Source organism: Adhaeribacter terreus, from assembly GCF_042657365.1.
Taxonomy (GTDB): Bacteria; Bacteroidota; Bacteroidia; order Cytophagales; family Hymenobacteraceae; genus Adhaeribacter_A; species Adhaeribacter_A terreus.
Map to the genome: position 1 here is coordinate 1 of NZ_JBHSKT010000001.1, position 21,690 is coordinate 21,690.

The 21,690-nt window shown below is 44.8% G+C and carries 15 protein-coding genes and 1 rRNA gene; 7 read left to right on the forward strand and 9 right to left on the reverse strand.

Annotation, left to right across the window (positions count from 1 at the left end):
• Positions 1-90 (forward strand): 5S ribosomal RNA (rrf, locus tag ACFPIB_RS00005); the annotation flags it as partial.
• A gap of 674 nt (positions 91-764) precedes the next feature.
• Here rrf and ACFPIB_RS00010 read toward each other — a convergent pair.
• From ACFPIB_RS00010 to ACFPIB_RS00035, 6 genes are all read right to left on the reverse strand, one after another.
• The gene (locus ACFPIB_RS00010; RefSeq protein ID WP_378015371.1) at positions 765-2,033 is read right to left on the reverse strand and encodes a M16 family metallopeptidase; all 1,269 of its coding nucleotides are present in this window, start codon (positions 2,031-2,033) and stop codon (positions 765-767) included.
• Between the two features lie 8 nt (positions 2,034-2,041).
• Positions 2,042-3,238, reverse strand: a complete 1,197-nt coding sequence (gene porV / locus ACFPIB_RS00015; RefSeq protein WP_378015372.1) for a type IX secretion system outer membrane channel protein PorV — start codon at positions 3,236-3,238, stop codon at positions 2,042-2,044.
• Between the two features lie 49 nt (positions 3,239-3,287).
• A complete protein-coding gene (gene porU, locus ACFPIB_RS00020; protein WP_378015373.1) occupies positions 3,288-7,190 on the reverse strand; it encodes a type IX secretion system sortase PorU in 3,903 nt (1,300 codons plus the stop codon).
• Between the two features lie 138 nt (positions 7,191-7,328).
• The gene (gene purS, locus ACFPIB_RS00025; RefSeq protein WP_378015374.1) at positions 7,329-7,580 is read right to left on the reverse strand and encodes a phosphoribosylformylglycinamidine synthase subunit PurS; all 252 of its coding nucleotides are present in this window, start codon (positions 7,578-7,580) and stop codon (positions 7,329-7,331) included.
• The gene (gene pssA, locus ACFPIB_RS00030; RefSeq protein WP_378015375.1) at positions 7,577-8,287 is read right to left on the reverse strand and encodes a CDP-diacylglycerol--serine O-phosphatidyltransferase; all 711 of its coding nucleotides are present in this window, start codon (positions 8,285-8,287) and stop codon (positions 7,577-7,579) included. The genes purS and pssA overlap by 4 nt, the downstream gene beginning before the upstream one ends.
• A 34-nt stretch (positions 8,288-8,321) precedes the next feature.
• Positions 8,322-8,957, reverse strand: a complete 636-nt coding sequence (locus ACFPIB_RS00035) for an MBL fold metallo-hydrolase (RefSeq protein WP_378015376.1) — start codon at positions 8,955-8,957, stop codon at positions 8,322-8,324.
• A 302-nt stretch (positions 8,958-9,259) separates the two neighbouring features.
• On the opposite strand from ACFPIB_RS00035, the gene ACFPIB_RS00040 reads away from it, so the two are divergent.
• Together ACFPIB_RS00040 and ACFPIB_RS00045 are read left to right on the forward strand one after the other, a co-directional pair.
• A complete protein-coding gene (locus ACFPIB_RS00040) occupies positions 9,260-9,742 on the forward strand; it encodes a YdeI/OmpD-associated family protein (protein ID WP_378015377.1) in 483 nt (160 codons plus the stop codon).
• A 283-nt stretch (positions 9,743-10,025) separates the two neighbouring features.
• The gene (locus ACFPIB_RS00045; RefSeq protein WP_378015378.1) at positions 10,026-11,474 is read left to right on the forward strand and encodes a T9SS type A sorting domain-containing protein; all 1,449 of its coding nucleotides are present in this window, start codon (positions 10,026-10,028) and stop codon (positions 11,472-11,474) included.
• Positions 11,475-11,578: 104 nt separating this feature from the next.
• On the opposite strand, the gene ACFPIB_RS00050 is transcribed toward ACFPIB_RS00045, so the two are convergent.
• A complete protein-coding gene (locus ACFPIB_RS00050) occupies positions 11,579-12,529 on the reverse strand; it encodes an NmrA/HSCARG family protein (protein ID WP_378015379.1) in 951 nt (316 codons plus the stop codon).
• A gap of 273 nt (positions 12,530-12,802) precedes the next feature.
• Here ACFPIB_RS00050 and ACFPIB_RS00055 point away from each other — a divergent pair, with 273 nt between their 5' ends.
• Genes ACFPIB_RS00055 through ACFPIB_RS00065 form a run of 3 tightly spaced genes read left to right on the forward strand, consistent with a single transcriptional unit; the run spans position 12,803 to position 18,162 of the window.
• On the forward strand, positions 12,803-13,879 hold the full coding sequence (locus tag ACFPIB_RS00055) for an NAD(P)/FAD-dependent oxidoreductase (protein ID WP_378015380.1): 1,077 nt from the start codon (positions 12,803-12,805) through the stop codon (positions 13,877-13,879).
• Positions 13,876-17,013, forward strand: coding sequence for a hypothetical protein (locus ACFPIB_RS00060; RefSeq protein ID WP_378015381.1), 3,138 nt, complete (start codon positions 13,876-13,878; stop codon positions 17,011-17,013). The genes ACFPIB_RS00055 and ACFPIB_RS00060 overlap by 4 nt, the downstream gene beginning before the upstream one ends.
• Complete coding sequence (locus ACFPIB_RS00065; protein ID WP_378015382.1) at positions 17,014-18,162, forward strand: serine hydrolase domain-containing protein; 1,149 nt, start codon at positions 17,014-17,016, stop codon at positions 18,160-18,162.
• Between the two features lie 92 nt (positions 18,163-18,254).
• Here ACFPIB_RS00065 and ACFPIB_RS00070 read toward each other — a convergent pair whose 3' ends face one another.
• Positions 18,255-19,292, reverse strand: a complete 1,038-nt coding sequence (locus ACFPIB_RS00070; RefSeq protein ID WP_378015383.1) for a hypothetical protein — start codon at positions 19,290-19,292, stop codon at positions 18,255-18,257.
• Between the two features lie 593 nt (positions 19,293-19,885).
• A complete protein-coding gene (purQ, locus tag ACFPIB_RS00075) occupies positions 19,886-20,578 on the reverse strand; it encodes a phosphoribosylformylglycinamidine synthase subunit PurQ (protein ID WP_378015384.1) in 693 nt (230 codons plus the stop codon).
• A gap of 177 nt (positions 20,579-20,755) precedes the next feature.
• Here purQ and ACFPIB_RS00080 point away from each other — a divergent pair, with 177 nt between their 5' ends.
• Complete coding sequence (locus tag ACFPIB_RS00080; RefSeq protein ID WP_378015385.1) at positions 20,756-21,637, forward strand: YicC/YloC family endoribonuclease; 882 nt, start codon at positions 20,756-20,758, stop codon at positions 21,635-21,637.
• The last annotated feature ends 53 nt before the right edge of the window (positions 21,638-21,690 follow it).

Genomic DNA, 21,690 nt, shown 5'->3' on the forward strand with positions numbered 1-21,690 from the left:
TTCACCTCTTCCCATTCCGAACAGAGAAGTTAAGCCCCGTAGCGCCAATGGTACTGCTGTCAAAGGCGGGAGAGTAGGTAGCCGCCAACCCCATTTAACTAAACCCCAGCTTAGTAATAAGTTGGGGTTTTTGCGTTGTAAAGTGTTTTAGGTAAGAGTGGCTTGCTTGGAGGATAAGGAAGAACAGGAAAGACGAGGATAGTTATTCCATTAAACAAAACCCTCATTCCTAATCGGGAAGAGGTTTGTCATATAAAGCCATTTGAGTGCAAATTTAATGGGAATAAGTAGCAGCAAGTTGAAGCCAAACGACTGTATCTTTCAAATCTATAAAGAAAGGTTATAACGAATCTGGAGGCCCATCAAATTGCTGATGTTTGACAAAAAAGGTTAATGGCTAATTGTAGCAACTTCATGTTTAAAGTTGCGGACTTAAAACGCTATGGTTTTTGATAGAGAAAGTAATGGGAATTCTTTTAATACATTGCTAATAATTTCTTCTAGTAGCCATTTTCAGAAGTTAAATCTGAAAGAATGAAATGATATGTTGATTTCAGTCGTGGAAGAATTATAGAAAATAGACACTATTCTTTAACGAAGAGTTATTTATCATAGAGAGGTACTACTTAGGATAGCTTAACATTTCTTGATTAATATATAATCGAGAATATTCGAATATAAGGGGTAATTATTGAACATAAAAAAACGCTATAACTTTTAATCGAAAAAATCATAGCGTTTTTTATGTTCAATAATATATTTCTCTAAGCGCCTGCAGTAACCAGATTTAAGGGTTTAGCAAAATATTGATTAGATAATTCCTGAAGATCCTGAGCTGTAGTGCTGCGTATTGTTGCAAAATAGGAGGTAAAATAATCTAAAGGAAGATTATAAAGAATCAGATGTTTGTAGCGATCCATTTGATCGAAAACAGTGTTAGATTCACTTAAAAATTTGCCAATAATATAATTTTTAACTGTTTGTAATTCTGCCTCTGATATCAGTGTATTTTTTAATAACTCCAGTTCTTTATCAATTTCAACTACGGTTTCGCCGGCTTTTGCAGCATTTACTTCCGTGCCAATAAAGAATAAGGTAGAATATTTTCGGGGAGAAAGAGAAGCGTAAATACCATAAGTAAAGCCTTTATCCTCCCGGATATTCTTCATAAGACGCGAACCAAAATAACCGCCTAGAGTTTTAGTCAGAATAGTTAGTTTAATATAATCCGGGTGGTTGATAAGTGGGAAGGTTTTACCGTAACGGATGGCGGCTTGCAAGCTATCAGGTATAGTAATATTTTCTTTTAATGAACTAGCCTGAATTTCATGTTTAGGAGTACTTACAACTGCTGTATTTGTGTTTTCATGCAGCTGCAAATTCTCAATAGCATCTTTTAATTCCTGATTTAGATCTCCACAAGTAAAAATCTCCGCGGCACCTATCGTGAATTGACTGGAATAAAAATCCCGGATATCAGATAACTGGATTTTCTCTATCGTTTCATTATCTAAACCGGTAGTATAAGGATGATTTTGGCCATAAACATTGCGGGTAAAACGCTCCATGGCCAGGTAAGCAGGTTTCTTTCTTTCAACTGCTATATTCTGAGCGGTGCGTTGTTTCAGAAGCTCAAATTCTTTCTCCGGGAAGGCAGGTTCGTTCAGAATTTCCGTAACTAAAGGCAATAGCGTTGTGAAATGCCGGGAAAGGCAGTACAGCGTTAAAGTTGCGTAATCAAAGCCTTGGTTACACTCCAATGATGCGCCGTAAAAATCAAGAATATCAGCAATTTGCTTGGAAGTTTTATTTCTGGTGCCTTCCAGCAAAAGTTTGGAAGTGAAATAAGATGCACCTTTCCCTTTTTCAAACCATTTCCCGGCCGGAAAAACGATTTCGAAGCGCAGAACAGGTTGCGTGGAATTAGCCAAGTAATGCACCTTCGCGCCATTGCCTAAAGTTTTTACTTCAGTTTGTGGTAGCGTGAAATTTTCGAATTCGTGGATTTCCGGCGCAAGTGAACGATCTAGCATAGATGAATTTATTGAGCTGGAGCTACAGATGCTTCTTGTTTATCTACGTTAAACATCAGCGTGAAACGGATAGTATTGGCAAGTGGATTAGACTGTTGATTTCCGGTTGGAACCAGGTAAGCAGCATCTAAACCGAATTTCTGATAACGGATACCAAGACCCATTGAGAAATACTGGCGGTTACCTTTATTTGGATCTTCGTAGAAATAACCCGCACGGGCAGCAAAAATATTGTCATACCAGTATTCAGCACCCGCCGATAAATTGATCTCAGAAATTTCTTCGCTGAAGCCATCTGGAGCATCGGTGAAAGAGCTAAATACCGCACCCATTACGTTTTTAGCGCGACGGATTGAATCTTCTTTAATATCGCCTGAAGGAGAAGGAACCAACAGTTTATTTCCATCGACAGTTAACGTGATCTTGTTAAACGGATCTAGTTCCATGGTGAAGGCGGCACCTAAACGCAGGTTGGTTGGAATGAAATCTTTATCGTCCTGGGTATTGTAGCTGATCTTTGCACCAAGGTTAGATACATTACCGCCCAGTGCAAGATTATAATTCTTACCACCCATAATCAGGTCTTTGGTATAATAGATACCGAGATCGGCTGCAACTGAGTTACCTGGCTTGGCTGTAGCAGAGGCGCCACCGCTATTGGTGATAGAAATACCGCCGGCTAAGTTTGAATGGATGAAGCGAGCACCTAAACCCAACGATAGGTTATCGCTCAAACGCTGACCATATGCAGCATCGATCGTATATTCTTTCGGGCGGAAATCCTGTAAAGGGTTGCCGTTGGCATCGGTGAACTGAATGGAACCGAGGTTGAAATATAAAAGCGATAAAGAGAATGAAGAGTTATCGTTGATATTTTTCACCGCCGAAACGTAGCTCAGCGACATATCGTTAATAATATTCCGGAGCCACGGCGAGTAAGACGTAGCAATGGAAAAATCGTGCTGAATAAAACCGAGTTTAGCAGGGTTCCAATGAGGTGAATTTGCGTCCGGCGAAATGGCTACTCCGGCATCGCCCATGGCTGCTGAACGGGCATCGGGCGAAACCGTTAAAATAGGAACGGCAGTAGTTATTGCCCGTAGCGCATCCTGGCCGGATGAAGAGCTCTGAGCAAATGAAAATTCTGGGAGGAGTAGGCAAAGACCGGCTAATAACCCTGAAACTGATAGTTTTATTTTGTGCATGTTAAAGCGGAAAATTATTGATTGCGAAGACCAAATATAAATATAGTTTTTAATTTAAAATCACCAGTTTCTCGTATTTCGAAACTTTTGCACCGCGCGATGCCCGAACCGTTAATTTGTACACGTATACGCCCTTTGCCAGTACGTCGTTATATTCGTCGCGGCCGTTCCAGTTTATTTCTGCAACGTGCGGTTTGCTGGCAAAGCTGGTTGCGCTCAGCGTTCTTACCAGTTTTCCTGATACGGTAAAAATCTGAACTTGTATATCTAGATCTTCGCCGGCGCGGTTATGGTCGAAATGGAAAGTGGTATTGGTAGAGAATGGGTTCGGATAATTCAGTACATGGTCCAACGCCAGGGTTTCGGAGCTGGCCACAATAAACTCAATGCGTTTTTCCGAGGAATTATTGTGTGTATCCCAGGCTTTAACGCGCAGCTCGTGTGGGCCGGGCGTTAAATTCTTGAACATATACCGCACCTTGCCAGACCGGAAATTATCGAGATCGGAGATATAGTATTCATTCAGCACTTTTATGTTTTCCTTATTTCCATCCAACGTTGCAGTAATTTCGTGGCCAATACCTAAGCCAGCCGTGTTAATGCCGCTGGAATCGGAAAGGTGGGAAATAAGCAGGGAATTGGTACCGGTAAGTCCGCCATAAACAAATGCTTCGTTATCCATAAAAAGACTGATAACCGGCGGAATAGTATCGGCAGGAATATTGGCTGCGGAACCGCCAATTATAATGTCAGTATTTGCACCATGCGCATCCAGGTTACCAGAAGCAGCATACAAGCTTATCTTGCCATTGCCATACAGGTAATTGATATCTTTCGGCACAACAAAAGTGCTGCTCCACAAACCATTTTTTGCAGTAGCTACACCTTCATAAATAATGCTTTCGCGGGTCTTTATGTTTTGCGGGCTGCTGCCGTTATCACCTAAAGTCCGGATCACAGTTTCTTTTTCAAAAACGGTGATATTGACTTTTCCATTGAAATCTGATAGCGTTTGGCCATTTTGGTTAGCTACGTTACCGGAAATTTTTACGGTGGAAAGCGCTTTTAATGTATCGGGTTGTCTAACGGAAGGTTTAATATCTATGGCGCTCACCTGCACTTTTTCTTCCGGATAAGCCAGACGCATGGAAGGATCGCCTAATAAAGCAAAATTACGATTTGAAGAACCTGAAATACTGGCGTTTTTGGTGTGCATTACAATATCGCCGAGCCGCGGCATCTGGCCGTTTACAGGTTTAAAAGCGAAATTATAGAAGCTGCGGTTCAGTACATCGTTAGAGCTGGCGCCTACCGGACGTGTAGTAGTAATTAACCCGATTGCGCCGCCATTCTTACTTTTTAAAGCAAATTCGGCGGCGGAAGGCCGGCGCGGGTCATCGTAACGGCCAAATTCGCACGTTGCAGTTACAAAGAAAGATGGGCTGTTTATGTTGTTCCAGTTATTGATCTGGCCAACGGTTACGATCTGTTCGTGCGCTAAACCGGTTTCGCCGCCGTGGCCGGAATAATTTATGATCAGCGAACCTTGTTCCACGGCGCGGTCAATTTCGGCCACGCAATCTGGCGAGCGCTGACCATTGGCCACGGCTACCTGGCGGAACATATCGAGGTACACTTTATTTACATTGTAAGCAGGCTGCTTTTTAATTAAAGAATCTGCGTAAGCTTCGGTAGCATTCTGGTGCAGGTTTCCGTCCTGGTCATCGGCAATGAAGGTTACGCGGTTGCGCCATTTGCCAAATTTCTCCGGGCTGTCGTAAGCAATAATTTTATTCACCATGCTTTCGGCATCTTCTATGCTGGCAGCCGGAAGGCGACCCACACCGATATCGGAAAAGCTGCTGGAAGAATATTCCGGCCAGGCACCTTCGTTATCATCTAAAAGCGTAAAATAATCTTCGGAAGAATAAGTGTCTATCTGATCCAGCGATTCGAAGGATTCATAAACCGGCACAAAGTTGGTGTTGTTTTGCGTGCGGTTTTGCTGGCTGTTTGCAAAATTAGATTTGTAGTCGTAAGAAGCATCGCCGAAAAGCAGCAGGTAGATCAAGCTGTCGCCGGTTTTGGTATTGTTCAGAATTTTCCGGTCGTAGATCATTTTCATCAGGTCGCGGATGGCAGTTACATCCTGGGCACCGGAAGAAAATTCGTTATAAACCTGGCGGGGCGTTACAATGGCAATGTTCAATTTATCACGTTGGTGGCGATGATTGGCTAAACGCTGGGCCTGCGATAAAAAGAGCGGATGGCTTACAATTACCATGTCCAGTTTTCCATCTTTATTCAGGGCATGCAGGTTCTGGTTAGCAACGCGGCCCCAGGTAAAAGGCGCATAAAAACCGGTACCGGAAAAAACTACAAATTCGCGAACGGTATCGGTTAGGGCAGAAAAAGTGGCTTCGCTGCCGTTAAAAGCAAGTTGCTGACGCACGGGTTGCAGCGGGTCGGTTATGTCCCATACTACAGTTTCGGCAGCGTTGCTAATATTCCCGATCCGGAACTGGCTGATCGCATTCGGGCCAATATTTTGTAGCGAACGGAAATTGGTTTGATTATTAAATAAAAGCAACCGTCGTTTCGCATTTATTTCCAGGTAATTCAGAAGACCTAAACTAGATGATTGGCCCATCTGGTTAAAAGAAAGACCTACACGAAGGTTGGAATTATTATAAGAAACGGTATTTAAATTGAAGGAAAAAGTCTGAACGTTGTCATCGCCGGCCGGGTGGTAGTCCCAACTGCCATGACCCATAACGTCCTGGAAGCCAATGGTTGCATTGTTTACTTTTAAAGTAAAACGGCCCCCTACAACGCTTTGAGAAACCGGTGATACACCGGCAACTGCCGAAGTAAGCGTAACGGGTGAACTTTGATCCAGATCTGATAAACCGAAATTGATCTCGTGGCTAAGTTTGTAGGAATTGAATTCTTCGCCGTACCAAACCCGCCCGGAGGCAAGCAGGTTCCGGTTTTCAATTTCATGGTGGGCACGCTCATTGAAAGTAGTGATAGTGGCCGTAGGCGTACCGGAAACAGCGCCGGCATTCGAAACCCGCTGGCCAGGAGCTGCGCCAACAGTCAGGAAATAATAGGCGGTATCGGAGTAAATATTGAGGTTATAATTGAAGCCATCTTTGTTGTTGTTTAGTTTCCAGGTGTGCGGGCCTTGTCCGTAGAATAAAATATAATCCTGCGGATTGAACTGCCCATCACTTTCTCCCGGAAAATAGATAGCGTTTTCTACCAGGTCATCGGCGCGGGGCGCATCATTAGCTTGTGGCAGCATACCGCCGCCATTACCATAAAGCTGAATACGGCGCGGGTCAATATTCTGCAGATTTAAGCCCATACCCTGCAACGTTGCATAATCGAGCTTATACATGCCGCTGCCGGTAATGCCAATGCGGTACCAATCGCCGGAGCTTAAAACGGATGCGGTTTTGTTTGAACGCAGGTTGCCGCCTTTCTTTTCTTTAAAAGCAGTATTGGCTGAATAAGTATAATCGAAGCGGGTAAGTTTTTCGAGTTGGCCGGTTTGCGGGTTTTTCCGGATCGGGATGAATGAAATGGTACTTAACGTGCGGCCGTTGGCCAAGGCGCTGTGAACAGAAACTTCGGGCGAAGCCTGAAAAATATCTTTGGGTAAAAAGCGGGTTTCTTCGGAAGTAAATGGTACGTAAACCGGATTTTGGAACTGAAAATTACTTACGCGGGCATCTGTTATCTGAAGCGAATAAACCGGGACGCGCTCTTTATATTTTATTTCGGCACCGGCAAAAACAGGGATAACGGCTTCGGCTTTACTGGTTTTTTGTACGGGAGCAGTGCCTTTCCAGGTGAGGGTAATGGTTTTACCGGTTTCAGAAAATGCCGATGTTGCTGAAAACCAGAGAAGTAATGTGAAAAAGAGCGAGATAAACTGCTGCTTCATAAGCCCAAACAAATGTTCCGTAATATAATAAAAAAACCGCTTTAATTGTTTCAGCAACAAGAGAATAGCCCGACAGGTTCACCTGCCGGGCTATTACATAACTATTGTTAAATATAAATATTGTATGGCAACCCGAAATTAATTTTGGTGCAGTTCAAACCGGTACGATTCCATGATGAGGTTAGCCAGCAGTTTCTTGCAAGCATCTTCTACTTTTGTTTTCGCTTCGGCCTCGTTTTCAGCTTCCAGTTGCAGGGTAATGTGTTTGCCTACGCGCACGTCCTGCACGGTATTCAGGCCCAAATGCTCCAGGCCCAGCATCACCGCTTTGCCTTGCGGGTCCAGCAATTCTTTTTTCGGCATTACGTCAATTTCAGCGGTAAATTTCATGAATATGAAGGTTTTATAATGGATAATAGGATGTATAAAGCAATGATGAATGGTATGGCTACGAACTGAAAAACTGCCGCTAAAACGGCCGCCATAATTACAAAAACGAACCGCACCGAATTATCTTTCCAGGTCAGGTTCTTGAATTTCAAAGCAAAAAGCGGAATTTCGGCTACCAGCAAATAACTCAGCAAGGCGGTTAAGAACGTGAGCAGGAAAGGGTTCAGAATAATTTCCGAAACCCCGAAACCATCGTTGGCCAGAATAAGCGGCAGCGAACTTACAAAAATGGTGCAGGCCGGCGTTGGCATGCCAATGAACGAAGTGGTTTGCCGCGTATCAATATTAAATTTAGCTAAACGCAGCGCCGAAAAAATGGTAATGAGAAAGCCAAAGAACGGAAAAACGGTAGGGGAAAGACCTAAAAAACTGCTTTGTCCTTCCAGCGATGCTTGGATTAAATGGAACATGAGCACACCCGGCACCACCCCGAACGAAACCATATCGGCCAGGGAATCGAGCTGCTTGCCAATTTCGGAATAGGCTTTGAGCAAACGTGCCAGCATGCCGTCCATAAAATCGAGCACCGCCGCCAAACCAACCAGATACGCTGCCAGCACCATGTTGCCATGAAACGAAAAATATACGGCCAGGCAACCGCAAAACAGGTTCATACAGGTAATGGCGTTGGGCAAATGCTTTTTCATGCGCAGGTTTTTGGGCTCGAAAAGATACGGTTTTTTAGCGTAAAAACGGATTTTCTCTTTTTTCTTCGCCTATGGTGGTGCTTGGTCCGTGGCCCGGATACACTTTTACATCTTCCGGCAACGTAAATAATTTAGTTTTAATGCTGTTGATGAGCGTATCGAAATCGCCGCCCGGCAGATCGGTGCGGCCAATGCTGCGCTGGAAAAGTACGTCGCCGCCGATCAGGTTTTTGCCTTTTTCGTCGTAGAAAACCACGTGGCCCGGAGCATGGCCCGGCGCAAAGATCACTTTCAGCTCAGTTTTTCCGAAAGAAACGATATCGTTTTCGGCTAAAAAAGTCGTGGGCAGCACTTCTTCGTAATTGGTGAAACCGTAATTCGGCGCGTAACTCGGAATCGCTTTCAAGGTCGGCAGATCGGCTTCGTGTATTTCCAGACCTACATTATACGTATCAGCTACGAATTTATTGCCCAAAACGTGATCGATGTGGCAGTGTGTGTTCAGCAGTTTTACTACTTTCAAACCGTTGTCGGAAATAAACTGCTTTAGCTTTGCTTTCTCGGCGGCATCGTAGCAACCCGGGTCCACAATCACGCATTCCTTGGTTTCATCGTGCAGCAGGTAAGTATTTTCGGCAAAAGGGTTAAACGTGAGGCCCGTAACGGTCATGGCAAAAGCATTTTAAATTGATACCGTAAAATTGCGTTAATATTCAGGAATTTCCAATTTCGGGGTGAGATTTGGTTTTTGAAAAGAGGAAGTCTCTTTGTTTTGAAAACGGTAGGGATTGAGGATAGAAAAGTGATAAGTACCGATGGAGGTGCCGTTCTATAGGTTAACGGGAATGTTTATTAATTTAGACCTGGAATTATTTCTATTTTTAGAAAATACAAGCATTACGAAAGCAAGCTAAAACTGCAATTATCAATAATATAGTGATGCAGGTTTCCCCATTAATTGAACTGAAAACTATGTTCCAATTTAAAGCCGCGATAGAAATTATTGGCATTAATCCCTTCGTGTTTGTACCGGAACCTATTCTGAACGGAATATTTCAGCAGGCAAACAAAGACAAAGGACCCATTCCAATAAAAGGCACGGTGAACGGCAAGGTTTATAAACAAACGCTGGTGAAATACCGGGATGCCTGGCGGCTTTACATCAACACCACCATGCTGGCCAATTCTCCCAAACGCATCGGCGAAATAATTGAACTGACTATTGCCTTCGATCCGGAGGAAAGGAGCTTAACGCCGCACCCCAAATTGGTACAGGCGTTTGCGGAAAATGCCAAAGCCAAAGCCGTTTTTGACACCCTGCGGCCTTCTTTGCAACTTGAAATTGTGCGCTACATTGCTAACCTGAAAACGGAAGAAAGCATCGAAAAAAATGTAATAAAAGCAATCGGGTTTTTATTGGGCGAAAACCGGTTTGTAGGCCGGGAGAAGCCCTGAAGTCGATTCAGATAACCTGAAAACGCTATCCTTTCAGCCTCCAAAAGTCGAAACAAATCCCTGTAAACCTCACAGGTCTCCAAGACCTGGAAGGCTTTTTATTGGAAAGAAACTTAGCTTGCTAAAACAAAAGTTGCGGTTTTAAGTTGTTCTGTAACAATGATTTTATATATTAGCATTCAGCTATGTGCTTGAGTCTGAAAACGGTAGGTTTGCGCTGCTAAAAAGTGCTGACACGGCAGACCTTCAGTAAAAAAATCTCCGGAAATAACCCGCAGCAACGATGAGAAAAGCTTTACTCCTTTTTATTTTTCTTTTGCAAATAAGCTTTGTGGCTCAAAGCCAGCAATACGTAAATGCCAATTATGGAAGAGCACTGCACGAGCGGGCCATTAAATGCGTGGTGCAGACTGATTCTACCGTTTTAATGTTGGGGTTTGGCCAGGGGTATAGTTATGTGCTCCATAGAACCAAAACCAACGGCGATACGCTCTACTCTAAATATGTTTATTCCCACGATTTTTATTACGGCGTAGATTTAATAGCGCTGCCGAATGAAAAAGCAATTATTGTGGGGGGAAATGGCGGATTGGCTAAAATAGACCCTTACGGAAATGAAACCTGGTCAAAAAGCTTCAGAAGAACCGAATATAACGCTGGCGCGCTGATCAATGATACAACATTTGCAGTTGTAGGATCAAAGGGAATCTTCAGCCATATGGAAATGGTGCCAGATTTGGGTTGGGATAGCATTTTTATTTCCAGGGTTTATATTGGCCTCTACCACGTTTCGGGCAAATTGCTCCAAGAAAAAGTGGTTAGTTATGGAACTGACGACTATGAAGAAGCAAGGGGCATTATTTATACTACTAACAAAACGTTGTTGGTTGAGGGAGATTATTACCGGTACGAACCAAACAGTTTTCACGACGATTTTTTGCTGACCTTAACTCCCGACTTAAAAGTTATAGCCGATACGGTCTACCCGCGAGGGACTGTTTACGGAAAACCCAAAATGGAAAACTCCCAAGGCAATTTTATGAATTGCGCGTTTAAAACCGTGAAGGCAGCCCAGGATAATGATATTTTTATCCAGGAATTAAATGCCAACGGCGATATTCTTTGGGAGAAAACCTACGACCTGAAAGGGGATGATTACGCAACAGCCATGCTCGAATCCGACGGTTATTATTACGTAACCGGTGGAACCGGAAATAAAAAGAATATCCTTCCGGAATATGACGATATCGTTTTGCTCAAACTCGATCTGCAAGGCGATACCATCTGGACGAAAACTTATACGCTGCCATCCGGACAGGGCGCCGTAGATATAAAAGAACTGAATGATTCTATGCTGGTAATTTTGGGGGTAACCGATTATCAAACCCAATGCCCCCAAATTATGAATCCCGGTTATATATGTTCGGATATGTATTTAATGTACGTGAACAAAGAAACCGGCTACTCCAAAATGTACCCGGATGCGCCGCAAACTATTTTAGCGAAAAGCGAAGTGCTGGTTTATCCAAACCCGTCTCATGGCCAGGTCAGCATCAAAGCGAAAGAAATTAAATCAGTTACGGTTCGCAATGCCATAGGTAAGGCAATAAATGCCAAACAACGCGCAGTTTCTGAACAGGAAACAGAAATTTCTGGTCTGGAAAAAGGTATTTATTTTATGCTGGTTGAAACCGAAAAAGGCTTCGAGAACAAACGCGTAGTAATTATGTAATTTCCTGCAACTCCACTAAAAAACGCTATCCTTTCAACCCCAAAAAGTCGAAGTAACTTCTGCAAACCTCACAGGTTACCAAGACCTGTGAGGTTTTTTTACACTTACTCCAGCGGCATTTTCTGCCCGTTTTCCTCAAGCCACTTTTCAAAATTCTGAAGTTCCGGGTTTAGTTCTCTGGCCAGCTGCACGTTGCGGGTTTTCGAAAAAACATCTTCAAAATCGCGGTAAAACTGGAACATGTTGCCTAAGTCTTCGGTTCCCGGAAAACCCAGGCCCCGGTACGCTTCCGGCGTAATTTCATGGTATTGCACTTCCTGACCCAGCGTTTTACTCAAAGCATCGGCCATGGCCTGACAGCTTAGTGATTCGCCGGCAATGCCTACCGTTTTCCCGATCATTTCCGGGCCTTTTTTGAAAATACCGTACGCGCATTTACCAATATCGGCAGCGGCAATGCCGGCCAGTTTTTTATTGCCCATCGGAAACGTAATAGCCAGTTTACCATCGTCGCCTTTCTTCGGGCCCATGCCAAAATAGAGCATATTTTCCCAGTAAAAAGTAGTCAGCAGAAACGTAACCGGCACGCCCAGATCGGTGAAAAAGTGGTTGGCTTCGCCTTTCGCATCAAAATGAGGCACTTTGTATTTGCCTTGCAGCGTCGGCATGCGGTCGTCATCCAGCGGAACGTATTGGCGGGTGTCATCCAGTGTAGACCAGATCACGTGTTGTAAGTTGGCGTCTTTAGCGGCTTGTGCCATGCTGCGGGCTTCGGCCAGTTCCTTTTCCGGCGAAAAATGGTCCCAGAAAAAAGTAACGAAATAAGCACCGTACGCGCCTTTCAAAGCCTTTTTCATACTTTCGGCATTGTCAATATCAGCCTGCACAATTTCAGCGCCCAGAGCTGCAAGGGCTTTGGCTTTTTCAGAATCCGGGTGGCGGGTAACGGCTCTAACGGCAAATTCGCTGTTTTTATCCTGAAGTATAGCATGAGCCAGACCGCCACCCTGCGCGCCGGTAGCTCCAAAAACGGTGATCACCTTTTTCTGCGTCATAATTGTATTGCTAAGATTCAGGAATTTAAACAGTTATCGCGGAGTATGGTTTTAGAAATTTCTGGAAAGCCATAGTTCTCTTGTCAGGAATTTACAGCCCGCCGTGCAGATAAAAAAACGGTAGGGTTTTGGCTCGAAAAAGTCGTGTGATTGGTAATGCATGCCGTTAAGCGTTTCATATTTCAGAAACCAAGAGTGCTTTATTTTTCAAATTTCTTTCTCCGTAACGCATAGAAATTACCATATATTCCGGGGTTATTTTAACTTGCCGGTATGCTTTACGATTTTCTGGTGGTGGGCCACGGTTTGGCCGGAGCCATTTTAACGCAGACCTTAGAAAAACGCGGCCACAACGTGTTCGTGTTCGATTTTGAGAAATACAATTCTGCTTCTAACGTCGCGGCCGGACTCATAAACCCGGTTGCCGGCAAGCGTTTTGCCAAAAGCTGGCAGGCCGATGTTTTCATTCCCGCTGCCGAAGAATTTTACCGCAACCTGGAAAATGAACTCGATACTAGTCTTTTCCACCAGAAACCCATTCTCAAACTTTTTTCGAGCATAGAAGAGCAAAACAACTGGATGGGCAAAAGTGCTGAAGGCCAGTGGAACGAATACATTGAAGAAACGTATCCGTCGCTGCCTTTTTCCGAAACCGTAAACCAGGAACTTGGTGGATTGAAAATTGCGAAAGGCGGTTTTGTGGAGCTCCGGAAAATGCTATCGTTTTTGCGCCAAAAACTCGAAACACAAAATAAAATCCGTTCCGGCACGTTTAATTTCAGCAACTTAACAATCTCAGAAAACGGCATTCAGTACGAAGATATGCAGGCCCGGCACCTCATCTTTTGCGAAGGCTGGCAGGCGGTTAATAATCCTTACTTCGGCTGGCTGCCCTTCAGCATCAACAAAGGCGAGGTTCTCGATATTTCGGTTCAGAATTTCACTTCCGGATGCATCTATAATAAAGGGGTTTACGTTGTGCCATTAGGGGAGGAAAGATGGAAAGTAGGAGCCACGTATAACTGGCGCGAACCAAACGAATTGCCAACCGAAGAAGGTCGTGAAGAATTACTGGGTAAAGTAAAACAATTGCTGAAAATTCCAGTGGAAGTTACCGGGCATTTAGCCGGCATCCGGCCTGCCACGCGCGACCGCAAACCGCTCATCGGTACGCATCCGGAAGTTACGCAGCTCAGTATTTTTAACGGCATGGGCTCGAAAGGCGTGTTAATGGCGCCTTTTTTAGCTGCCCAGTTTGCCAATGCGCTAACCGGAAAAAGCGCGATATGGCCCGAAGTTTCCATAGACCGCTACCGGAAATTTTTTTACGAAAGCGAGCAAAAAGGATGAAAAATATTAGTACCCGTTGCCTTGGTTTGTTACTGTTTTTGGTTGGCTTTCTGGGCACGCACGCAGCACAGGCGCAGGTAGCCGAAGAGGAATTTGGCCGCAACCGCATTCAGTACAAAGAGTTTAACTGGCAATATTACAGCACGCCTAATTTCGAGGTTTTTTTCTACGCCGGTGGCAAAGAGCAGGCCTTGCGCGTAGCCGAATATTCCGAAAAAGAACTCAAGCGCATCACCAATCTCATCGGGTATTATCCGTATTCCAAAATCACATTACTGGTTTATAATTCTGTTTCCGATCTGCGCCAAAGCAACATTGGCCTGAACGACGACCGCTACCAGACCGGCACCGACGCGCTTTTCCTTAAAAATAAGATCGAAATTCCCTTCGAAGAATCGCAGGTTACTTTTAAAAAGAATATTACCTACCGCCTGAGCCAGCAATTGCTCAACGACATGATGTATGGCGGCAGCCTGAAGGAAGTATTGCAAAGCAGTTATTTACTCAAGTTGCCGGAGTGGTTTATCAGTGGCGCTTCTGCGTATTTAGCCGAAGGCTGGAGCGTGGAAATGGACGGCTACATGCGCGACATGATGGAACGCACCGAAGGCAAACGTCCCGAAACGATATTCCTCCGCGATCAAAAACTGGCGGGCCAATCGGTCTGGAATTACATTGCTGAACGCTACGGTTATACCTCTATTCAGAATATCCTGAACCTGACCCGCATTACCCGCGACATTGAAATTGGTATTTCCAGCAGCCTGAACGTGCCGTACCGCAAATTTATCCGCGACTGGAACACGCATTATTTACAGATCAACACTTTACCCGACGCCGGTTTAATTGGCCTCACCCGCGACGACCAAGTGAATGGTACCAACTGGCGCGGCCGCAAATATTCGCAGGTTACCTTCAGCCCCGATGGCAACCAGCTGGCTTTTGTGCAGAATGATGGCGGCCGCTACAAAGTGATCGTGCGCAACGTAGCTACCGGTAAGCAAAAAGTGGTGCGCCGTGGCGGCTACAAAACCCCGGATCAGAAAGTAAACTACAATTTGCCGCTGGTCGCCTGGCGTTCTAAAAACCAGTTAAGCGTGGTGGAAGAAAAGAAAGGCAAGTTAATTTTAGCAGGGTTGAATTTAGATGGCGGCAAACCGGGAGTTACCAATCTCAGCCAGTTTTCGTCAGTAAACAGTTTGCGTTATTCTGATGATGGTAAATTGCTGGTAATGAGTGCTGTAAAGAACGGGTATTCCGATCTGTTCCTGTTCAGAAATACGCGCCAGCCCGAGCAGATTACCAACGACGTTTTCGACGACCGCCAGCCGGTTTTTATGAAAGGAAGTTCTACTATTGCCTTCACTTCTAACCGTTGGCTCGATTCTCTGGGGCCGGTTACGGGAAGCTTCGATAAAACCGTCGATAACTTCGATATCTTCCTTTACTTTCCGGACCGGAATACCTACCGTTTCCGGCAGGTAACTTTTACCATTTCCAACGAAACGTTTCCGGTGCCGGTAGAGAACGGCTTTTTATACCTGAGCGAAGAAAGCGGCATCAGAGCTGTGCACCGTTACGATTTTACCGCCGGTCCGCAGGGCCGTGTTTCTGGTTTTCTGCAAAACATCGAGTCTTACGATTATAATCAGCAAACCGGTAACCTGGCATTTACGGCTACTTCGCGCGCGCGCCAGAATGTTTATCTGGCTAAGAATTTCGCCGGAAACGGGATAGAAAGTACCTTCAAAACTGTGCGCCAGGAAACCCTGGAAGCCCGCAGCCGCCAGCCGATCATCCGCGAAACGGTAAAGAAAATTGTACCACCAACTGATACCACTACCGCCAAACCTAAAAAGGACGGCACGATAAACATAAAAGATTACCAGTTCGATACCCAGACGCAGGCCAAAGCACCGGTAGAAGCCCCGAAAGTTGTGGTTAAAACTACTCAGCCGCAATCCGAAGCGTTGCAGATCACCGGTCCGTATAAATACGATCTGCGTTTCGGCATCGACAACCTGGTTTCTTCTATTTACCAGGATAACCTGATGGGTTTTGGGTTGGTAGGCCAGGTAAACATGTCGGATCTGATGGAAGACCACCGCATAAGAGGCGGCGTTTTTGCCGTAACCGACCTGCGTACCAGTAATTTTTATGCCGAATATCAGAACCTGCGCAAACGCTACGACCTGAAAATAGCTTATCGCAAACAAACCATTTTTACGCAGGTAGGTTCTAATTTTTACCGTTTTTCGCGCCACGAAGTTAAACCTACTGTTAGTTACCCGCTTACCCATAGCCTGAGCGTTCGCGGCATACCGCAGTTTATAAGCACCCGCCGCACTACCGTTACCGATGTGGCGGCCAGAGACAGCGTAAGCGATTTTGGCGGTATGGCGGCAGAGCTGGTTTTCGATAATTCTATTATTACCGGCGTGAATATGTTTGAAGGCACCCGCATGAAAATTGGTATTACCGCGCTGAAAGGGCTGAACAATTCTGAGGAAAATTTCAATAAATTCTATGCCGATCTGCGCCATTACCAGAAAGTGCACAAGCAGATTATTTTTGCCAACCGCGTAAGTTTCGGCGCATTCTTTGGGAAAGCTGAAAAGCAATTTTTGCTGGGCGGCGTAGATAACTGGCTGTTTGCTCCCGGCGACCCGATCCGCGATAGTTTCTCTGGAATTCCTTCGGCACCAGATGTTTTCTTTCTACAGTTTGCTACTCCAATGCGCGGTTTCCGCTTTAACGAACGGCAGGGACCTAAATATTTGCTCTATAACGCCGAACTGCGCGTACCGATTGTTCAGTATTTATTCCGTTCGCCGGTTTATTCTGGCTTCTTCAATAACCTGCAGTTAACTACCTTCTTCGATGCCGGAACTGCTTATGCGGGCAGTAATCCGTTCAACCGTAATAACTCGTTCAATACGCAGATAAAAGGCGGCAACGGTAATCCATTCGAAGCCACGGTTATCAACTTCCGGAATCCGTTTTTAGTGGGTTATGGTTTTGGCGCGCGCACTACTTTATTAGGAGTTTACGGCAAACTGGATGTAGCCTGGAGTGAAGAAGACGGTCAGAAGCACGGTCCGAGATTTCATTTTACCATGGGCTACGATTTTTAAATGGGCCGAAGAACCAAGCACGTTAGTTTCGGGACAGTTGTGATTTTAGCCCTGAGTGCAGCTGCGCTGTATTTTAGTGGCAAAACCTATGTTTACCGCGCCCTCTTTTACAATTTTGCCGGCATAGACGATAACCTCATTTTTGAGGAACGCATAATTCCGGCCGGAGAACCTCAACCCTGGCCTTTAGGCAGCAATTATAACCAGAGGCCGCTACCTGGCGAATTCAAACACAAACAACAGCAACTTAAGGCGGCGGCTTTGCTGGTGATCTGCCACGATTCTATTCGTCAAGAACATTATTGGGAAGGCTATGGGCCCCAATCGAAAACCAATTCTTTTTCGGTAGCCAAAAGCGTGGTAAGCATGCTGGTAGGCGTGGCGCTGAAAGAAGGAAAAATTAAAAGTGTAGATCAACTGGTTGCCGATTTTCTGCCCGAATTTAAAAACGGCGGAAAAGAAAAGATTACGATTCGGCATTTGCTCACCATGAGTTCCGGCCTTGATTGGGATGAATCTTATAGCAATCCACTTTCCATGACCACCGAAGCCTATTACGGCGATGATCTGAAAGCGCTGATAAACCGGCAGGAAGTAGAAACTGAGCCCGGAAAAACGTTCTATTACAAAAGCGGCAACACCCAAGTCTTAGCGCATATTCTGGAAGCTGCCACCAACATGAAGCTATCCGATTACGCCGCTACCCGCTTATGGCAACCGCTGGGTGCCGAACAAGCTGCCGAATGGAGCCTCGATAAAAAAGACGGCACCGAAAAAGCCTATTGCTGCCTCTATTCCAACGCCCGCAATTTTGCCCGCCTCGGCCAGCTTTATCTCAAAAACGGCATCTGGCACGGCGATACGATCATCGATCCGGCCTACGTAAAAGCATCGCTCACACCAACTGGTTTAAAAGACGAACTCACCGGCGCCAAAGGCGATTTTTACGGTTACCAATGGTGGCTCATTCCGCAGTATAAAGGCCTGAAAGTTTTTTACGCCCGCGGCATTTTAGGTCAGTACATTGTGGTAGTGCCGGCAAAAGAAATGGTTATTGTGCGGCTTGGCGAAAAACGCGGCGAAAAAGTAGGCATGCACCTGCAGGATGTTTATGATCTGATAGATGCTGGTTTAGGAGTTTGTAAGTAGGAAACGGTATGGTTTTGGGCCTGAAAAAGTCAGAAAAACGCTATGGTTTTGAACGGAAAACTGCCTGTAATTCCAAACATCTAGACCGGTTTTTACTCAGCTTTTGAATAGCCGTTTCCCTTTTCTTCCATATGCTTCTGGAAGAAATCTACCAGGTCGTTATTGATTTTTTTATCGGTGCCGTGACCCATGTGGGTGTAAGTTTTGAAATCTGCCTGAACATTATTCTTTCTGTAAATTTCCTGCACAAATTCCCAGCGCTGCGGCACCAGTTGTTTTCCCATCAGTGTATATACTTTTTCCCGGTCTTCCCCACTGTAAGCATCGTCAAAAGCCACGGCATCGTTTTCGTCTAAGGCGCCCATGTAAAGCATTTTGGGTAATTGGTTGAAAGCTTTCAGATTTACTTCCCGACCGGTAATTTTTTTCAGGTCGGCAATGCCTAGCGGGTAGCTCAGCGGCGTTTCTTTTAATTGACTAACCGGTAAAATCGGAATCGCGTTTATTCCCCCGGCCGCCATCGCTTTTATTTTTTCGGGATGCAACAGAGAAAAACGATTGGCAAAAGTACCGGATGCCGAAAAGCCGTTCATGAAAAATTTCTCCTTTACCGGAAAACCGCGCTGTTTTAGTTGTTTGCGCGCATCTTTGATCATGGCTAACAATTGCAGGTCTAAACGTTTCAACGTGGCATTCTGGCTGAGCAAGGTTTCGCGGTCTAAAGCGTGGGTGTAAAGCTCCCAATTGGTTGCTGAACGCGGAAAGATGGGCACCAGTAACGGGATTTGCAGCTTTCGGGCCGTATAATTCCCTACGGAACTCTTACCGGCAGCATAGCGCGCCCCTTTTTCATGAAATCCGATGGAATCGTTGAGGCCGGTATTGGTCGTTTCTACCATCAGATAATGCTGTTCATCGCGCTTTAAACCTTCTGGCAAATAAAGCAGATAACTGTAATGAAAGCCTGTTTCCGGACGTGCCGGAAAAAGCATAAGCGTATCGGAGGTTAAAGCAGGGCCGGAAAACTGGCAATCTTTTACATGCTTTTGCCGGAAAGCATTGCCATTGAAAAAAACGAAGAATCCGCTTAAAAGCAGCAATATTCGTAACGGTTTCCAGGAATTGCGCATGATATTATGAAGTATTGTTAAAATCAGAAAGACATAAAATTCACATTCGTTTCGGTTTTGTCTTGATGCTTAAAATTGCATAATGGTTGCTTCTGAAAAAAAAAACGAAGCAACTTTACAGTAGCTTCGCATAAAAAAGTGGTCGCAATAATACGTTCATTTTTGGATTAATAGATAGATAATCTTAGTAGCAAGTAGTGTGGTAAGACTTATTAATAAAGTGTAGAAGGTAATTTTATGAACTTCCCCAAATTTTCTAAGAGTTGTGTGTTGTGACCAGAAATGAAATGTCCAGTAAATTTTGGCAAAGAAAGCGATCATGCTAAATGTTAGTAGACAAACAATAGTCAGAACTAGAATCGTTTCAGAAATAACCAGCTTCATATAGTTTAAGCCAATGAAGAATAGCAAAGCGAAGGAAGAAAAAATAATAGCGCTTCCGCAAGTTTTTACACCAAACATTTTTCAATATAAACAAAAAAAGCGAAGCCACTTTTCAGCAGCTTCGCTGTTTCATTTATAATACTTTTTACGCGTAGAATCCTACCGTTTTTCAGGCTTTACTTTTTCGGCTTAAAACCCTACCGTTTTGCTTACGCTAAAACGCCGGCCAATAACGATTCAAAGATCGCTTTACCATCGGTGTTTCCTAAGTCGGCGTCGGCGGCGCGTTCCGGGTGTGGCATCATGCCAAACACGTTGCGGCCTTCGTTGGTAATGCCGGCAATATTATCCAGAGAGCCGTTACAATCGAATTCCGGCGAAATGATACCATCGTGCGAGCAATAACGGAACATTACCTGATCGTTGTCCTGGATCTTTTTCAGTGTATCGGCATCGGTGTAGAAACGGCCTTCGCCGTGCGCTACCGGAATTTTATATGCCTTATTGGTATCTAAAAGTTGTGTGGCCAGCAGGTTGGTGGTTTGCGGCTTTACATACACGTTCTTGCACAGGAATTTCTGCTCCTGGTTACGCAGCAACGCGCCTGGCAACAAACCGGCTTCGGTCAGGATCTGGAAACCGTTGCAGATACCCATTACGTAACCGCCGCGGTTGGCGTGCTGAATAACTTCCTGCATAATCGGCGAGAAACGGGCAATAGCGCCGGAACGCAGGTAATCGCCGTACGAGAAACCGCCGGGCAGCATAATAAAATCGCAACCTTGCAGATCGTGGTCTTTGTGCCACAATTTCACTACTTCTTGGTTCATCGTCTTGGTCAGCACGTCTATCACGTCCTGATCGCAGTTGGAACCCGGGAAAATTACAACTCCAAATTTCATGGCCCAAAGATAGCTAATTTTCAGCGTTTCCCATTTTTGCTTCTTACTTTTTCTGCTTTTTTCCTAGCGTTTTTCCGGTGTTTTTCCTTTTCTAAGCCGCTACATTTTTTCTGAGCCTATAAATTGTCCGGCTCCGGAAAAAAACTGTATTTTTACCTGTTTTATATTTTTTCAACTATGCTACAATCCATGACCGGTTTCGGGCAGGCCCGCCTCGAAGCCGAAAATTATACGCTAACCGTAGAACTGAAATCGCTGAACTCAAAAAGCCTCGATCTGAGTCTGCGTTTGCCACGTTTCCTGATGGAAAAAGAACTGGAGATCCGCAATATTATCAGCAAAAGCCTGGTTCGTGGCAAAGTAAACCTGTGCATCGAATTTACTTCCAATAAAGTAGCCAAAGCCAAAAACCGCATCAATCACGAACTGCTGGAAGCCTATTACCGCGATCTGGAAGAAGCTGCCGAAAAAGTACAGGCCGATAAAAGCGATCTCTTCCGGCTGGCTTTGCAAATGCCCGAAGTGATGCAGGCTGCCGAAAACAGCGAAGAAGCCGAAACGTTAAACTGGGAGCAGGTATTGCCGGTTTTACAGGAAGCTATAAAAAGCATAAATAATTTCCGAAACGATGAAGGTAAAGCGCTTACTTCTGAAATTATTTCCTACGTGGAGCGCATTCGTATTCTGCTTTCGGAAGTGGAAAAATTTGACCCGGTACGCATTGAAAATATCAAGCAGCGCATTACCATGCACATGGCCGAGCTAACTGGTTCCGAGCAATTCAATCATAACCGCTTTGAGCAGGAAATGATCTACTATATTGAGAAGCTGGACATTGCCGAAGAAAAAGTGCGGTTGCTCAACCATTTACATTATTTCACCGAAACCGTGTATCTGCCGGAACCAACCGGAAAGAAACTGGCGTTCATTGCTCAGGAGATCGGGCGGGAAATTAACACGATCGGTTCCAAAGCCAACGATGCTACCATACAGCATTTTGTGGTGGAAATGAAAGAGGAACTCGAAAAAATCAAAGAACAGATAAATAACATTCTTTAATAAAATTTGTATATTTAAAGCCTTGTTGCTGAATTGGTTCCGAAGGAATTGTT

Bases quoted from the DNA above. Each gene is read 5' to 3' on its own strand.
- ACFPIB_RS00055 (WP_378015380.1), top strand. From the start codon at position 12,803: ATGCTTTACGATTTTCTGGTGGTGGGCCACGGTTTGGCCGGAGCCATT.
- ACFPIB_RS00060 (WP_378015381.1), top strand. From the start codon at position 13,876: ATGAAAAATATTAGTACCCGTTGCCTTGGTTTGTTACTGTTTTTGGTT.
- purQ (WP_378015384.1), bottom strand. From the start codon at position 20,578: ATGAAATTTGGAGTTGTAATTTTCCCGGGTTCCAACTGCGATCAGGAC.
- ACFPIB_RS00040 (WP_378015377.1), top strand. From the start codon at position 9,260: ATGTTCCAATTTAAAGCCGCGATAGAAATTATTGGCATTAATCCCTTC.
- pssA (WP_378015375.1), bottom strand. From the start codon at position 8,287: ATGAAAAAGCATTTGCCCAACGCCATTACCTGTATGAACCTGTTTTGC.
- ACFPIB_RS00065 (WP_378015382.1), top strand. From the start codon at position 17,014: ATGGGCCGAAGAACCAAGCACGTTAGTTTCGGGACAGTTGTGATTTTA.
- ACFPIB_RS00080 (WP_378015385.1), top strand. From the start codon at position 20,756: ATGCTACAATCCATGACCGGTTTCGGGCAGGCCCGCCTCGAAGCCGAA.
- porV (WP_378015372.1), bottom strand. From the start codon at position 3,238: ATGCACAAAATAAAACTATCAGTTTCAGGGTTATTAGCCGGTCTTTGC.
- ACFPIB_RS00010 (WP_378015371.1), bottom strand. From the start codon at position 2,033: ATGCTAGATCGTTCACTTGCGCCGGAAATCCACGAATTCGAAAATTTC.
- ACFPIB_RS00035 (WP_378015376.1), bottom strand. From the start codon at position 8,957: ATGACCGTTACGGGCCTCACGTTTAACCCTTTTGCCGAAAATACTTAC.
- porU (WP_378015373.1), bottom strand. From the start codon at position 7,190: ATGAAGCAGCAGTTTATCTCGCTCTTTTTCACATTACTTCTCTGGTTT.
- ACFPIB_RS00050 (WP_378015379.1), bottom strand. From the start codon at position 12,529: ATGACGCAGAAAAAGGTGATCACCGTTTTTGGAGCTACCGGCGCGCAG.
- purS (WP_378015374.1), bottom strand. From the start codon at position 7,580: ATGAAATTTACCGCTGAAATTGACGTAATGCCGAAAAAAGAATTGCTG.
- ACFPIB_RS00070 (WP_378015383.1), bottom strand. From the start codon at position 19,292: ATGCGCAATTCCTGGAAACCGTTACGAATATTGCTGCTTTTAAGCGGA.
- ACFPIB_RS00045 (WP_378015378.1), top strand. From the start codon at position 10,026: ATGAGAAAAGCTTTACTCCTTTTTATTTTTCTTTTGCAAATAAGCTTT.